The 16,013-nt window shown below is 46.4% G+C and carries 10 protein-coding genes; 5 read left to right on the forward strand and 5 right to left on the reverse strand.

Annotation, left to right across the window (positions count from 1 at the left end; genetic code table 11):
- Positions 1 to 10 precede the first annotated feature (10 nt).
- The 5 genes from HMPREF9140_RS09710 (at position 11) to HMPREF9140_RS09730 (ending at position 7,390) form a co-directional block, all read left to right on the forward strand.
- On the forward strand, positions 11 to 2,779 hold the full coding sequence (locus HMPREF9140_RS09710) for a S8 family serine peptidase (RefSeq protein WP_006953704.1): 2,769 nt from the start codon (positions 11 to 13) through the stop codon (positions 2,777 to 2,779).
- A 15-nt stretch (positions 2,780 to 2,794) separates the two neighbouring features.
- A complete protein-coding gene (locus HMPREF9140_RS09715) occupies positions 2,795 to 3,748 on the forward strand; it encodes a PorV/PorQ family protein (protein WP_006953707.1) in 954 nt (317 codons plus the stop codon).
- A 38-nt stretch (positions 3,749 to 3,786) separates the two neighbouring features.
- Positions 3,787 to 5,343: a hypothetical protein gene (locus HMPREF9140_RS09720; RefSeq protein WP_006953709.1), complete on the forward strand. Its 1,557-nt coding sequence runs from the start codon at positions 3,787 to 3,789 to the stop codon at positions 5,341 to 5,343.
- A 127-nt stretch (positions 5,344 to 5,470) separates the two neighbouring features.
- Entirely contained in the window at positions 5,471 to 6,040 is a 570-nt protein-coding gene (xpt, locus tag HMPREF9140_RS09725) for a xanthine phosphoribosyltransferase (protein ID WP_006953711.1), read from the forward strand.
- Between the two features lie 6 nt (positions 6,041 to 6,046).
- A complete protein-coding gene (locus tag HMPREF9140_RS09730; protein ID WP_006953713.1) occupies positions 6,047 to 7,390 on the forward strand; it encodes a nucleobase:cation symporter-2 family protein in 1,344 nt (447 codons plus the stop codon).
- 463 nt (positions 7,391 to 7,853) lie between these two features.
- Here the strand turns inward: HMPREF9140_RS09730 and HMPREF9140_RS09735 are convergent, their stop codons facing one another.
- The 5 genes from HMPREF9140_RS09735 to HMPREF9140_RS09760 all read right to left on the reverse strand — a co-directional run bounded on the left by HMPREF9140_RS09735 (position 7,854) and on the right by HMPREF9140_RS09760 (position 15,795).
- On the reverse strand, positions 7,854 to 8,291 hold the full coding sequence (locus HMPREF9140_RS09735) for a DUF6078 family protein (protein WP_006953715.1): 438 nt from the start codon (positions 8,289 to 8,291) through the stop codon (positions 7,854 to 7,856).
- Positions 8,292 to 8,304: 13 nt separating this feature from the next.
- On the reverse strand, positions 8,305 to 8,868 hold the full coding sequence (locus tag HMPREF9140_RS09740) for a hypothetical protein (RefSeq protein WP_006953717.1): 564 nt from the start codon (positions 8,866 to 8,868) through the stop codon (positions 8,305 to 8,307).
- Between the two features lie 513 nt (positions 8,869 to 9,381).
- Complete coding sequence (locus HMPREF9140_RS09750; RefSeq protein ID WP_036882923.1) at positions 9,382 to 9,624, reverse strand: BCCT family transporter; 243 nt, start codon at positions 9,622 to 9,624, stop codon at positions 9,382 to 9,384.
- A 200-nt stretch (positions 9,625 to 9,824) separates the two neighbouring features.
- Complete coding sequence (locus HMPREF9140_RS09755; protein ID WP_006953721.1) at positions 9,825 to 11,168, reverse strand: TIGR00341 family protein; 1,344 nt, start codon at positions 11,166 to 11,168, stop codon at positions 9,825 to 9,827.
- Between the two features lie 172 nt (positions 11,169 to 11,340).
- Positions 11,341 to 15,795 carry a choice-of-anchor J domain-containing protein gene (locus HMPREF9140_RS09760; RefSeq protein ID WP_006953722.1) on the reverse strand — a complete coding sequence of 1,485 codons (4,455 nt, stop codon included), beginning with the start codon at positions 15,793 to 15,795 and terminating at the stop codon, positions 11,341 to 11,343.
- Positions 15,796 to 16,013 lie beyond the last annotated feature (218 nt).

The following is a 16,013-nucleotide window of genomic DNA, read 5'->3' on the forward strand; positions in this document are numbered from 1 at the left end:
ACAACACAACATGAAAAAAAATATATTATACCTGGCGTTAGCACTCGCACTGCCGATAATTTCGTCGTGTAGCAGCAGCGACGACCTGCGCGACTCATATTCTGAAACCCGAACCGTGTCGCTACCGGGCGGCATACAGGCTCTGGCAGGCAGAATGCACATAAAAGTGTCGCCCGAGGCCGTTCGGAAAATGAAACCGGGCACAAGCGGAGTCATCTCCATGCAAAGTGCGCCTACAAGGCTGTCGCGCGCAATGAACGACATCGGAACCTATCGCATTGAACGACTCTTTGCACCTGCAGGACAGTTCGAGGAACGTTCGATTGCATTCGGGCTCGATAGATGGTTCACAATTCACTTCGATTCGAGACAGGATTTAACAGCAGCTCTCAAAAAATTTCAGTCGTTAGACGAGGTTCAGGTAGCCGAAGAGGTTGCATGCCTTTCGTTTCCGGAGACTACGACTGCAGCTATGCCTGCCGAGCCATTAAAAGCCAAAGGCCCAGCCAGCGCACCCTTCAACGACCCGCAAATTGGCGCTCAATGGCACTACAAGAACGACGGCTCGATTGATTCCAGGAGTCGTGCAGGCTCCGACTGTAATGTTTGGCCCGTTTGGAAGGATTATACAACCGGCAAGCCTAACGTAATTGTCGCAATTATCGATGGTGGAATAGACGTGACTCACGAAGATTTGAAAGATAACCTTCATGTCAACACCGCAGAGCTTAACGGAACGCAAGGAGTCGATGATGATGGCAACGGCTTCGTCGACGACGTCTACGGATACAATTTCGTAGAGGCATCGGATGTTGTCGGTGGAAAAATTGAGCCAGATGATGCTGGCCACGGAACACACGTGGCCGGAACCGTGGCAGCCCGAAACAACAACGGTCTTGGCGTGGCCGGAATTGCCGGAGGCGATGGTAGCACGAATTCTGGCGTGAGGCTTTTAAGCTGTCAAATATTCCGCAAGAGTAAAGAAGAAGGCAGCGCCGAGGCAGCCATCAAGTATGCTGCCGATAATGGCGCCGTGATTGCACAGTGTTCGTGGGGATATGCCTCAAAAGAGAACGTGAAAGAACTTCCGAAGTCTCTGAAAGAGGCAATCGACTATTTTATAACGTTCGCGGGATGCGATGCTCACGGTGCGCAACGCTCGGATTCACCCATGAAGGGAGGAGTAATGATTTTTGCCGCCGGAAATGAGAACATGAACTTCAAGGAATTCCCTGCTGCCTACGAGAAAGTAATCTCGGTGGCTTCGACTGCCTGGAATTTTCAAAAAGCAAGCTACTCTAACTATGCAGACTGGGTTTCTATAAGCGCGCCGGGAGGCGATCAGGATGCATTTGGGCTAAAAGCCGGCGTTTTGAGTACCATGCCTAAGAAGATTGCCTCATCTGGCTACGGATATATGCAGGGTACGTCTATGGCATGCCCTCATGTGTCGGGAATTGCTGGGTTGGTGGTTTCATACTTCGGAAAACAAGGCTTTACGGCAGATATGCTCAAAGAGAGAATCGTGTCTTCATTCCTGCCTTACAATATCGATGAGCTCAACCCATCTTATAAAGGAAAATTGGGCACCGGCTTTATCGATGCCTACGCTGCATTCGCTCAAGACCAGGGAATCGCACCGCAAAAGGTTGAAAATATCGAAATTTCGCCCTCTTACTCCAGTGTGAGTCTAAAATGGAAAGCAGTTTCCGATGCCGACGACAAAACAGCTGCTTTCTACAATATATATATAAGTGATGCACCAATCACAACCGCTTCGCTTGCATCGATGGAGGCTCAACGAGTCAACGGAATCGGTTATTCGGTCGGCGGAACGATTAATCACAACTTCGAGTATCTTCGCGATAATACAAACTACTATTTCGCAATCGTCGCCATCGACAGATGGGGTCACGAATCGCCAGCCGCATTCGCCGAAGGTAAAACAAAACTCAATCACGCCCCATCCATAGAGGGCACGCCAGCCGAAACGGTTACAGTTGGCAGTGATGCAAAGAAATCGTTCGAGTTCACGATTCAGGATGCCGATGGTCATGAGTGGACGTATGCTCTCCGCGGCGACACAAGGGGAGTATCAACACGCAAGATTGATGAAAAGAAGGTTGAAGTCACAATCTGGCCCATCTTGAGTGCAGGCGACTATGAATTTACCGTTGTTGCAACCGACGAGTATGGCGCACGTTCAGAAAAAAAGGTGAAGTTCAGGATAGTTAAGTATGTTCCGCCAACTTTAATTGAACCGTTCAATGACATCATCCTCGGAATGGATATGCAAAACCATGTCGTGAAAGTTTCTACACATTATAATATGAGTAATCCTGCAGTCGCTTCCTATTCGGCCGTGTCGTCTAATCCTGCGGTGGCAGTTGTGGAGCCTTCGGCTGCGTCGGGAGGCGGCACGTTTAGCATTCGTGCATTGAGCAAGGGTACCTCTCGCATAACCGTAAGCGTGACCGACGGACAGAATACATCACAAAACTCATTCCAGGTAAGAGTTGTGCAGCATGAGTCTGACCCGGTTTATATGATTTATCCAATCCCGGTGCAAACAAATCTCAACGCACTTCTAAATTCCAGACTCAAGCAGGCCGAATTTGTCATAAATTCGCAAACGGGCGAAGAGGTGATGCGCGCAAGAGTGAAAACCAATAATAAAAATGTGGCAACCATAGACCTCAGCCGCCTTTCTCCTGGCACTTATCGCTTGTCTGTCAACACGGAGATTGGAAACTATAAGCAGGTTTTCATTAAACGATAAAGCACAAGTAGAAAAATGAATAAAAAAAGCATATTCGCGGCCTGCATGGTCGCAATCTTATCGACCGCAGGCGCAGTTGCACAAAACAGAACTCTCCCCGTGCTGTCGGTTAGCAATGAAGCTGGCTCGGCAAGTATGGGCGCAATTACAGTAACGGGTTCCGGAGGAATGCACATCTATACCAATCCAGCATTTTTCGTTCTAGGAGAGAACAAGGGCGCTGTCGACGTCTCGGCAGCCATGTTCTCGAAACAAGAGGGCGATGTCGGGCAGTTCGGAGTCTATTCTGCAGGCGCCGCATATCGTGTAGCCGGTCGGCATGCCATTCTTGCAGGCTTCCGATATGCCGGCGGATTGAAAATCGCCGGTTTCGACGCATTGGGGAATCCGACAAAAGATTATAAACCCTATGACTGGACGGCCGATATTGCCTACACATACCGTTTTAGCACTCGTTTTGCAGCCTTCATCGCAGGCTCGGCTGTTTATAGTCATCTTGCAAAGAACGCCCGCGGTGGCTCGGTATCATTTGGCGCAGTCTATAACTCGGAGAATGTAAAACTGGGCTCTGTTCCGGCACGTTATTCCATCAGCACTCGTGTATCAGACCTCGGACCGAAGCTCGACTACGGCAGCACCGAGGTAAATCTTCCAGCATCGGCAGCCATCGGCGGGAGATTGGAAATGGATCTCGCGCCAGAACACATGCTCACAGCAGCAGTGGCTTCGCGATATTATTTTATGCCCTCACACGATAAACTTCTCACTGCCGGAATCGGTGCGGAATACATGTACAACCGCACTGTAGCAGTTAGAGCCGGTTACGAACTCTCACAGCATAACCTCTCGCACATAACGCTCGGAGCGGGCTTGTGCTACAAGGGACTGCGCCTAAATGCCGGCTATTTGCTCAAAACCAATAATCAAGGAAGCAATAATTTTGTCGTAGGGCTCGGATTCGATTTTTAGGATAAACAAAATCATAACATTAACAACACATTACAAACATGAGAAAGATTTTTCTTCTAATTATTGCAATGGTGAGCATTGCAGCTTCGGCACAAATCACAGAAACACCAGAGGGTACGCTTCATGAAAACCTTTATCGATATAGCGATTCGTGGGTCGCAACATGGACAAGTGCAAAAGAAGGCGCATACGACGGTGTAGTAACCAAAATGGTTGAGGGAACTGACGGCGCTCTCTATCTCTACAACCCCATAGCTTCTCTCGACAGTAAAAGTTGGCTTAAACTAGAGAAAAAGAGTGAAGGAAAATACGTAGCAAAGCTTCCCCAACTCATCTACAGTTATGAAGACGACGATGATGACGAAGGTGGACAGAGCGTGAAGCATGAATTCTTCGCTCAACGAATGTTCAAAAGCGGAACGAGTTATAAAGTTTTGTCGAAAACCAGTCAAGTTGAGTTCACCTGGGACGGAGTAAGCCTCAAAATGGTGAACGACGCAGGGAATAATAACATTATTCTCGGTATGGTGGACAGCAAAGGTGAGTGGCAGAACAAAGGCGATTGGTCAATCTCAGTCATGAAGCTCACAACAGGCGAAATTGTTCCGCCAACGGATGGTGTGCAGTCTAAATTCCAGGTAAATTACACCGGTAGCACGGGTGCGGTTATTGTAGATGCGATTGAAAAGGATGGAAAAGTCTATCTTAAAGGCCTCTCGACTGCTCCAAAACTAAAAGATAAGTGGGTTGAGATGCTAACAACTGCCGACGGACTCTCATTTACCTCTGGTCAGTATCTCGGACAAGCAAAACACGAAGATTTTGGCGGTTATAGCAGCGACAAGAATACATACCACGTCTTCGCTGTGGCTTATGAGAAGAAATCGTCTGGCGATTCGGCCATAGTTAATAATGTTACACTGAAAAAGGATGCCGTCACCGGAAAATATTCCACAGACAAAAGCATCTGCATCACGCTCGGAACACAAAATCCTCCCTCGGACAATATCAAACAGTCCATGCCTAGGTTCACTTTGACACCCTATTCAGAAGCAGCAGGCACTCCTGTAGCTCCGGAGCTATACTATTGCTCTGCATCTCCGAGCTATGATTATTCTACGACAAATACGACGCTCGCATTCTACGTAAAAAATGAAAGTACGGAAGGTAAGTACCTCGACCCTGACAAAATGTATTACAATGTTTTTGTCAATGACTCTCCGACACCGTACACATTCCTCAAAAAAACGTATAACTACAATGCAGCTGACATGACCGATATTCCGTTTGCTTATAAAGATTCCTACAACCGCGACATCAAAGTCATAAATAACGAACGATATCTGCACTTCTACGAAAACAATATCAATAAACTCGGTGTCCAGATGGTCTACAGTGACGGAACAAACACATATCGCAGTTCTGTTATGCGCGCAGAGGTTGTCAACACCGGAATTGAGAATGTACAAGAGAACACAACTGCCGTAAAGGAAATTTATTCCACTGACGGACGTCGTATAAGTGCTCTCCAGCCAGGCTTAAACATTGTGCGTCGGTCCGACGGAAAAATCATAAAAGTAATTTCCAATCGCTAACCAAGCACAATAGCAAAATTTTCTCTAGGGGGCGCTCAAGCAGTGAGCAGCCCCCATTTATTTTTCCATATTTTCACTACTTTTGTGCGCATCTCACCTCACAAATCTCATAATAATCCTAACGACAATGAAAACATTACGTGACCGCATCCTGAAAGATGGGAAGTGCTTTCCGGGCGGCATTCTGAAAGTTGATAAGTTTATTAACCATCAGCTAGACCCGAATTTGATGAAACAAATAGCGGTTGAGTTCATCCGACGATACGCTTCTAGCGAAATAAATAAAATCATTACCGTTGAGGCAAGCGGAATTGCGCCTGCGATTATGATGGGGTTCCTGTTAGATCTGCCTGTTGTGTTCGCAAAAAAGAAACAACCATCGACCATGAGTGGAATGCTTTCAACAACAGTGTTCTCGTTCACTAAGCAGAGGGAGTATCACATTGTTCTTTCAGAGGAATATCTTGGTCCGAAAGACAAAGTTTTATTCGTAGACGACTTCCTGGCCTATGGCAATGCCGCAAAAGGAATTATAGACCTATGTCGCCAAGCAGGTGCTGAGCTCGTGGGTATGGGGTTCATTATCGAGAAGGCTTTCCAGCACGGTAGAGAAGTTATAGAGCAGGCTGGTATACGCTGTGAGAGCCTTGCGATAATCGAGTCGTTGGATAATTGTGAAATCAAATTGAAATATTGATAATATATGGAGAAGTCGAAAGAACTCATCTACGGTCTTAATGACAGGCCACCACTCCGGGAGACTCTTTTTGCGGCTGTTCAGCACCTGTTAGCCATTTTCGTAGCTATCATAACCCCTCCTCTCATCATCAGTTCGGCCTTGAAGTTCGATCTTGAGACTACCGGATTCCTTGTTTCGATGTCTCTCTTTGTGTCCGGGTTGGCCACGTTTGTGCAATGTCGACGGTTCGGCCCTGTGGGAGCTGGTTTGCTATGCATTCAAGGTACTTCTTTCTCCTTCATAAGTCCAATCATCGGTGCAGGAATGCTTGGTATGGTGGGTGGAAAGCTCAACACGGAAATGGCTCTCAGTTATATTCTCGGTGCGTGTTTGGTTGCTTCGGTTGTCGAAATGGTTGTGAGCCGATTGCTGCCTTATATTCGAAAGATTGTTACTCCGTTGGTATCCGGAATCGTTGTTTCGCTTATAGGAATGTGCCTCATTAAGGCTGGAATAAACTCCTGCGGTGGTGGACAGGTTGCAATGGAACTCGGCCAGTTCGGTTCGATGCAAAACTTAGGGTTAGCTTTGCTCGTTTTGGTGAGTATAATTGTTTTTAATCGGTCGGGCAATCGGTTTCTGCGCATGAGCTCTATCGTTCTAGGACTTCTTATAGGTTGTGTTGCTGCTTATTTTCTTGATATGATAGACTTTGGCCGACTGGAGGGTGCTGGCGCATTGAATATTCCTCTTCCATTCAAATATGGGTTGCGATTCGATTTAGGTTCGATAATCGCGTTGGGTTTGATATATCTTGTTACAGCCGTCGAGGCTTTCGGCGACATCACGGCGAACTCTCTTATTTCGGGCGAACCCGTAGAGGGCCCCGTATTTATGAAGCGGGCGCAAGGCGGAATTTTGGCCGATGGCTTCAACAGTTTTCTAGCCGCTATTTTCAACAGTTTCCCGAACTCTATCTTTGCTCAAAACAACGGAATGATTCAGCTCACGGGTGTGGCTAGTCGATATGTGGGCTATTTCATTGCCGGTGCGTTGGTACTGCTAGGTTTATTTCCTGTTGTTGGGCAGTTGTTCTCGCTTATTCCCGACAGTGTGCTTGGTGGCGCAACCCTTCTGATGTTCGGGACGGTTGCTGCGGCGGGTATCCGAATCATTGCCGCAACCGAGATAAGCCGGAAAGCTGTCTTGGTTATGGCTGTGAGCTTCGCCACCGGTCTTAGTGTGGAGCTTGTTCCGGGAATACTCGACCAGATGCCCGAACTGGTGAAGAGTATTTTCGCAAGCGGTATAACAACCGGCGGTTTGACGGCGATTCTAGCCAATGCTTTCATTCGTATCAAGGAGTAAACGGTAAGTAGATGTTTATGATTAAAGAGTTCTAGATTGACCACTGTTTTCAGGCCTTTTGTCGATAAGTGCTGATTAACAACTTATACCATAGTACTTTTCTTTTTATGGCATCATTGGGGATGACGATGCCAGAATGGTGTGCCCAACAAGTGGGTTCTATAAGACTGTGCCGTCTTGATAGAGTCTACTTGCTGTACATTGGTGAGTGATTCGCTTATCTGCCCGAAGGTCATCGTCTCTTCGTACGATGTATTCTTTGCCTTGCCGTTTGCCTTTATCAGACGGTTTAGATGGTTGCAGATATGGTCGTGGGGCCATCAGGTAAGAGTCTCAAGAAGATTTCATGCTTTGAGACTGTGCGTTCCATCCTATGAAACGCACGGTTTCATAGGATGGAATCCTGCGTTTCATAGGACGAAACTGTGCGTCTCAATGCCTGAAATTTCCCTGATACTCTAATCTATTCATACGCGTAACGGTCGATGTAGTTGTCGAACTCCAAATCTTCGGTGTATCCGTACTCTCGGAAGATGTTTATAATATCCGTATGCTGCTTGGGCATGAGGGTGAGCTGACCGTTCATGTAGCGATAGTAGGTGGGCCTACTGCCGAGATATTGTTGAATTTCTCTGCGTATCGGCGTGTCGTCTACGCGCTTTACGTTGAGGAATATCTTGCGGAATCCCCATGCGGCGCGTATTACTCGTTTCTCGACGAATAGCTTGCACTTGCCTTTTTGCAAGGCGTTGGGATAGACTGCGGGGCCTGTTGTTTTGTCGGCTGGCAGGTGCTGGCCGGCGAAATAGCGCATACAGGTTTCCTTCATCGGACATGGTTCGTTGAAACAGAGCTTCCAGGTGGGTGGGATGGAGTCGAAGTTGAATGATAGCTTATCCATATTCTTATATTGGTTATGTTTGATTGTGTATCAATTTGTTGTTTATAATCAACTTTATTGTTTTCAGCTTTTTATGTACTATAACTCCTTCGTAATAGGTTGTGAGGTCGTTTGAAAGTATGTACATGTTGTTGGTGATGCTTTTTATGCGTATGGAAATATTTATTTTCTCTTTGGTGATGCTGAAGTACTTATTTACGTAGCTTAATTCTTTAGTGTCATCGTAACAAACTAGAAAATCTTTATTGTTCTTAGATCGAAACATGCCGTATGTGTTACTTTCTGCTATTGAGTTTATTCCTCTGTATTCCCAATTCTGTATTGTAATGAAAATACGATTATGCCGGTGGCTGAATCTGATAACATACATCTCCGAGGAGTGCTCGGCAGATAGCTTTTCGATTATAGTGTATAAATCTAGCCTGGCATTGCTGATGCTAAGTTTTTTGAACTCATATTCGGTAGAGCGGTATAAGGAAGAGTCTCGTTCATTCACACTGTATGTTGTGAGCTTCTGGGCTAGGGCTATGCCTTGTGAACATAGACTAAAAAGTAAAATGAGGACTTTTATTTTCATTTGTCATTCAACCGTAACATGAGATATTCTAACTTGGAATTGAAAGCGATGCCCTTGTAACCGCGTGTCTTATAGTATTCATAATGAGTGAATAATTCTCCAGGGAAGCCTACTATGATATATTTCTTTTTTGAATTCTGAAAATCACTCCTAGCTATTTGTAATCCTCTTTCGTATGAGACGCTACTCAAGTCAATAGAATAACAAATTCTCATTTGTATTTTATGCTTTCCAAAATATCGCTTAAGCTTCTTCTCTACATTCTTGTCCAAGGTGTTTTGAATTCTTATCCTTTTTATCTCAGACACATAGCCTGATGAGTCTACTCCCAGAATGAAAAGCATACGTGTTTTGTTGTCTAACATCTGTTGTACGGTTTCTTGTCCTAAAAGTTCCAGCATGATTCGGGAAACCGTCATTGAATTACGTTCCAAACAATCACTGTCAATGCTTATCTGGCAAAAGCATTGCTGAAATATAAACTGGAGAAATATTATTATAAGAGTTCTCATACTAATTCATTTTATTTCCCTTAATCACTGTATCGGCAGGGCTGAAGCTTGGTAAAACAGTATCAGTGATAATTAAGATATTATCCGCGCCCAAACGAATGTTCCCTAACTTGCTGAACGCAAGTACCACAAGGAAGATGAAGAAAAACGACACTAAAAGGATATAAGACCAGCTAAGGTTTCTGTAAATACCAGACTGAACCGAGGTTAGCGCCGCATTCGTCCACTTTGGGAAAAAGCACAAACCAATGATAAACCTATCAGGACAAACAACCCGGGATAGGCAACGCTACGTGTAAAAGTTGATTTTTTGAAATTCATCTCTCTCTTAATAATTAAAATAACGATTCCGCCTACAATATATAAACATACATAGGTGATGATTATCTATCTTAAATCAGATTAGACAGCATTGCCGGAAAGATTGAAAACCGGCACAGATAATTATTGTGTGGTGATGAGTCGCAAACTGTCTGCTTTCGACCTCGCTTTCAACCACCGTTGGAGTTGCGTGCGTTCAGCACCAGACAAAGGATTGTTGCAGCCGGCAACGGCTATCGTGTAGCGGAGTGTCGTCGAAGTATCGGTGCGGGCTTCTGACACTTGCGAAAGACTTATTCTTCTCACCTTAGGGCAGACGGCTTTCACCTCTTGGGAAATCTCTTTCCCCAGATTCTCATAAGCGGTATATTCTTGTAACTGTTTGCTCACTGTGTTCAGTTGCGCTGTTTGTTCTATTAGCTGCTGCTGGATTGCTTTTGATGCCTGTGGCATCGTTTGCCCTTCAAGCAACAGGAGGCTGTCGGATTGGTATCCCTGAATAACATTCAGACGATACCCTGAAAGATGATAGTTCTCCAGCTTAAGGTTTGCCTTGTCAATGGCATTTTTCTCAATGGATTTTCCTATAGCCACGACTCTTATGGTCTTCTTGTCGTCGTTGCGACTATGGGAGAGTATCTGCGTACCTTTAAAGGTGAGTTCATTCTTAATGAATTGCTGCGTATTGCTATCTCGCACACTCATTCGAATAATCTGTATCGTCATATAGATAGCTGGCAACATAGTTGTGATTGTAATTACAATAATATATTTCTTTGCTTTTTTTAGTCGTCGGGTGTCAGCAAATGTCTTCCGCTTGAACCGTAACATTCTAACCCCGACAAAAGTAGAAAGGGCTATGAAAACAGTGTTGATAAAATAAAGATAGAACGCTCCGAAAAAGAATGAAAAATCTCCAACAGCCAAACCATACCCGGCTGTGCATAGTGGGGGCATTAGTGCCGTGGCGATGGCTACCCCCGGTATTACGTTTCCCTTGGCCTTGGTGGCTATGGCAAGAATACCGGCAGCACCACCGAAAATAGCCACGAGCACATCATACAACGAAGGTGAAGTGCGCGCTAACAACTCGGACTGTGCCTCATTAAGTGGCGTGATGACAAAGTAGATGGTTGCCGTTATCACACTGATGACGGTAGCAACCAAATAGTTTTTGATAGACCGCTTGAGCAATTCAAAATCATTGATCCCTACAGACAGCCCCATGCCGATAATCGGACCCATGAGTGGAGAAATAAGCATGGCACCGATGATTACTGCGGTGGAATTGAGGTTCAATCCCAATGAGGCAATAAAGATGGCAAAGATTAATACCCAAAGGTTGGAACCGTGAAACCTGACCCCACTACTGATCTGGCTGATTGTCTCCGCCTCGCTTTCCTTATCGGGAAGAGCATTAAAGTATCCCTTTACGACCTGCCAGAGTGTTCTTCCGTCTTGCGTCATTGTCTTTTGTATTTTTGTAACAAAAATACAAAAAAGAAATAACGTCATTATATGTGATGTTTTTTCTAGCCATGCAAGAATAAGGGCTGATTCCCGGTGTGGAAATCAGCCCTGTGGATTGTGTTCGGGTTTGATGGTTGAACCGTCGAACCTTTGATGAGGAGTTAGTTGCTTATTTCACGATGCACTTGCTGCCGTCTACAATGTAGATGCCTGGTTGCAGGTTATGAAGGCTCTCTGATTTACGACGAACCAGGGCGCCGCCAAGTGTGTAGATGTCGTGGGCGGCAGGCTTATCGCGTTCGATGGTTTCGATGTCGGTTGTGAAGTGAATGGTTATCGGGGCCGACTCGGAGCCGTCGAAATAAACAGCCGTGACGCTGTAGTCGTGAATCATGTCGGGAGCGAACGGTATGTCGGAGTAATTGGTTTCCGACGTGTTACCGCAATAAGCCCCGTCACAATAAATGTTGTAGCTCGTGAGTATGTTACCTGTTTCGTAGCTTGCGTCGTCAATCATGAAGATGGATGCTTGGTCTTTCGAGGTGTTGTGGTGAATGGCGAAATAGCGTGTGCCTGCGGGTAGTTTAACGCTTATTTCGGTCCATTTGCCCGACTCTTGTACGCGGGTGTCGCCGATTTTGACGAAGCTAGCGGTGTCGATGTCAGTTGAGGAAACGAGGACATCGAATGTTTCGCGTCCGCCGGTTTTCGGCTTAAAGTTGTTCACCCAGAAGCGGATTGTTTGTTCACGACCGGAGAGGAGTGGACTGATGAGCCAGTTGTTGGCGTCGACATATTTTGTTCCGTCTTTAGTGAATTGATATATTGACACGAGAGCGTGCTTTCCGGAGTGTGGGTCGAGGCCTTGTCCGGCGCCGAATATATCGCTAGGCTGCCAGTTGAGGAAGGCGAATTGCTCGTCTTGGTGCGGATAAGTTCCTTTTTCAGACAGAGCGCCTGCATGACCGTGGTCGGCGTCGACAGTTGTCCAATCACCGAAGGATGTTGCCCATGCTTCGTAGGTTTCAAAGTCGTCGTTCACGATATTTGTTTCGATGTTGGGCTCTTTCCATGTGAGCTTCAGTTTGTTTCCTGCTGCTTGTTCGGCTCGGAGGTTGGTTGGCTGTGGAAGGTTGGCTGTGTTGAGTTTCACGTCTTCTTCCTGGGAGTTGTTGGCATCCTCGAGGTCGTTTTCTGTTTCAACTCGTGCTACAATCTTCATGTTCGATGATTGGTCGAGCGAGCTGGTCCTCACGGTCACGGGAATTTCCACCTGTTGCATTAGCTGAACATCTTGGTTGATGGTTGTTGTGAAAGCTTCTTTTCCGTTCGCGGTGACGATGACTTTCGAGCCGCGGATGTTATCGATGCCAACGTTGGTTACTCTGATGTTGAGGTTTATGGGCTGTCCTTTCTTGACGCTTTCAACGGTTGTCATGGATATGGCAGCATCTTTCTGGAGCGGGTCGGTAATGTTGATATTATCGAAGTATATCGGGGTCGACTCTAGTGAGGCATTTGCTATACCGCGGATCCTAACGCGGATATAATCCTGCCCTATAAGGTCGGATGGTAAATCCAATATAACATGGTTCCACTTGGTCTCACCTGCCGGTAAGGCTGCAAAGTTCGATTCCCAGATTTTGCTTGATGTTCCGTCTTTCTTGATAATCTCGAGCTCTAGGGCTCCCTTCGTTCCTGACAGTGCGCGATAGTCGAAGAGTAGCTTGGGCAGTGTGGCTCCATTGAGGCTTATTTTTCCGCTGACGATTGATGCAGTGCCAGCTCTTTGAGGACGGAAGACGATTGCTCCACCGTCATTATCCACCGTCATGTCGCCTATGATTTCCCAGGTTGTTTCCTTGTTGGGACGCTCGATGGCGAAGAACTGGTTTTCAAGTGAAAGCTCTTTGAAACTGTTATGGAATGGCAGAATATATGGCGCGCCTACAACAATTGCACCGACTCCGTAGAGACTCGATCCCATATCGGTGTTTGCGTTCACGGCCCACTGCTTGTAGTTTTGCGGCCCATCGTTGTTGCTTAGTCCGCTTACAATATATTCCGTTCCGCCTTTAACCGAGCCTATCTTTTCGCCCACAGCACCGGCATCGGTCACGTTGTATATATCGTATCTTACTTCCGACGGAATTATGATTCCACCTGTTGCGCCCTCGACAGGCTGCCATGTAATCTTAGCCGATGTTGTCTGGTCGATTACCCGAACAATCGGTACGGTTGGTTTATCAATTCCGATGAACACCTTGCCAGTGGCGCGTTCTCCGGGTTCTTCTCCATTGAAGGCAATGACGGAGTATTCGTTACGTCCCTTAGTAGCCTTGTCGTCAGTGGCTGTTATGTTAGCTCCGGGAGTTGGGTTGTTAATAGTTTTGATGATGTAGTTGCCCTTGCGTATTTCAATTCGTGAGATTGTAGAGAGAGTTGTTCCACCAGTTGTTTGGGTTGGCGTTTTGAATGAGAACAATGCTTTTAGCGTGCCTGATGGGTCGGGCGAAATTGTGAGGTCGGTCACGGCTGCGGGCCTTGTGGGTTCTGCCGATTCAATCATGAGCGAATCCATGTAGAGGTAGTACATCTCGGCGTCGGATATGGCGTGGAATCCAAAGTGGTAATCGCCATCCACACTGGGAGAAAATGTACTGCTTAGCGGGGTGTAGGCAATGGATGATAATTCGGTTGGCCCCATAATCTGGTTGGCCATGTCGGAGGCCTTGTTACCTTGTCCATACATCACTTCGATGCGCTCAATACACGATTTAAGCGAATTGCGTGCACGGAAGCTCAATGTATAGTTCTTACCACCATGGAGATGTATGGGCGGGGTGATGAGCCAGTCATCGCCGCGGTTCGCATCGCTGAATTTGTAGAAGAAACAGTTGGTACTCCCGCTGAGCCATTTCCATGTTGAGCCGTCGTTGTTGGCGTCGATAATTGTGTAGAGGGCAGCATCAGTTTCGGTTAGGAAGTCGTCGAAGAATGGAATGCTGAATGCCGACCCCACTTCCACGCCGTTACTAAAAGCAAGACTACTCTGGTGTTTTTCATTCTTGGCGCGAACGGCATAGATGTATTTCTTCAGAGTCTCTGAGGGGATAATTCCGGTATAGGTTGTTCCGGTATAGTCATTTACGATGAGAGTGGTGTCGCTGCCGGATATTTTGTAGATGTCATATTTCAGCGTACCAAGGAAACCTCCGTACACGCCTTCGGTAGGAGCGTCCCATGTAACGGTGGCTTTATTGGCCGAGTTTATTTCGAGCTTTACGTTGGTTGCAGCTTTGGGAATATCGAAGCCAATGTAGGTTTCCATCTTGGTTTTCGGACTCCGGCCTACGCCATTACTCACCGTCACGGCAATCCTATTGATTCCCTCTGGCAGAGTGACGTCCACTTCGCATTCACTACCGGCCTGGACGGTGCCCGTTGCTATTTCGTTCTTGTTGCTGGTTATGTTGTAGGTCAATGCTCCGCTCAATGCTGAACCACCGAATGTTTTATTGGGGGCACGGAATTTTATTTTTCCGGAGAGCGATGAACCTGTAAACTCTTTAGTAAGATTTTCTATCGCGGCCGGAGCTGCGTTGGCAGCCTTCGGAGCGGGTATGGTTAGACCCATAACATTAGCGTTGAGCAAGCTGCCCACTTGGGTCACATGACCGTCGTTAAGATCGACCGTGTAGAGCATAGATAATCCGGTAGAGTCTACTGAAGCCCAATAGAACTCATCGGTACGAGGGTCGATTTCGCCACTCTGGAAATAGGCATTACCGTCGTGTCGGGCCACCTGGATGCCGGTAGAACCTTTAAGAGTTTCCTCTCCTGTGTTGCGGTCGATGTGATAAAGATTACCATCATTGGCAACACCGTAGGCTTTACCGTCGCTAGTGATTCCCATTGCGACATATTGATGTGTGGCCGGTCCAATGGTTGTGCGAGTCATGGTTTGATAGTCTATCACGCCGAATTCTTTACGAGATAAATCAGAGCTATAGAACTCGCCGAACACTTCGCCAGTTTGCGGGTCGTTAGCTGTTTCAGTTGCCACCACGCTATAATCTCTCACCACTTGCGGTTCGCCAATCATTTCCCATGTCTGGGTATCGAAAGCGAAATGAATAATGAGTATTATTCCCCAGCCCGAATAGGTTGTATCGAGATATATTCCGTGCAGCTGTTCGGCATCCTCCACTAGGCCGCTTCCGGCGTTGAAATAGCCTTTTTCATAGGAGGCTAATCTTGTGAATGAGATGTCGCTTACAGGATTGAACATGCAAATTCCAGTGAAGTTATTCGACAAGATATCTGCCCATATTTCCAGATTAGGCAATACCGTTAGTACCTCGCCTGCCTTGAGAGGCGCGTAGAGCGACGCTCCATTCACCGGTTCGCGCATAAGCGATGTTTTTGCATGGTTCAGCATCATTTGGTTGAACATCGGAAAGGCATTAGTCTTCTTTAGCTCTCCGCCCGGTTTTCTCGTTCCGGGTAGCACCTTTTCAAATTTAAAAGGTACTTCGGTTTTCGGCTCCGTTTGTGCCGACGCCGGCACAAGCATTGTACTTACAAAGGCTAGTGCGGCTAAAAGAAATGTTTTTCTTTTCATGTTGTGTTGGAATAAAATTGATAATTAAGATTGTGTAAATTATTACGGCGCGAAAATAGTCAAAGTGTTTATGTCGACCAAGATTTCCTTATGTTTTGTTTATGCGGAATCTCTAATTAAGATTTTAGATAGGTTAAGACACATTTATATATAGTCTCTGTGCCGAGTTTACGTTGATTGACGGGGTGAGAGACCGTCCCTCATTCTGTGGCTCATCA

It is taken from the genome of Prevotella micans F0438, from assembly GCF_000243035.1.
GTDB classification, from domain to species: Bacteria; Bacteroidota; Bacteroidia; order Bacteroidales; family Bacteroidaceae; genus Prevotella; species Prevotella micans.

Excerpts from the sequence above, each read along its gene's own strand:
- HMPREF9140_RS09710 (WP_006953704.1), top strand. The coding sequence starts at position 11 with ATGAAAAAAAATATATTATACCTGGCGTTAGCACTCGCACTGCCGATA.
- HMPREF9140_RS09715 (WP_006953707.1), top strand. The coding sequence starts at position 2,795 with ATGAATAAAAAAAGCATATTCGCGGCCTGCATGGTCGCAATCTTATCG.
- HMPREF9140_RS09720 (WP_006953709.1), top strand. The coding sequence starts at position 3,787 with ATGAGAAAGATTTTTCTTCTAATTATTGCAATGGTGAGCATTGCAGCT.
- xpt (WP_006953711.1), top strand. The coding sequence starts at position 5,471 with ATGAAAACATTACGTGACCGCATCCTGAAAGATGGGAAGTGCTTTCCG.
- HMPREF9140_RS09730 (WP_006953713.1), top strand. The coding sequence starts at position 6,047 with ATGGAGAAGTCGAAAGAACTCATCTACGGTCTTAATGACAGGCCACCA.
- HMPREF9140_RS09735 (WP_006953715.1), bottom strand. The coding sequence starts at position 8,291 with ATGGATAAGCTATCATTCAACTTCGACTCCATCCCACCCACCTGGAAG.
- HMPREF9140_RS09740 (WP_006953717.1), bottom strand. The coding sequence starts at position 8,868 with ATGAAAATAAAAGTCCTCATTTTACTTTTTAGTCTATGTTCACAAGGC.
- HMPREF9140_RS09755 (WP_006953721.1), bottom strand. The coding sequence starts at position 11,168 with ATGACGCAAGACGGAAGAACACTCTGGCAGGTCGTAAAGGGATACTTT.
- HMPREF9140_RS09760 (WP_006953722.1), bottom strand. The coding sequence starts at position 15,795 with ATGAAAAGAAAAACATTTCTTTTAGCCGCACTAGCCTTTGTAAGTACA.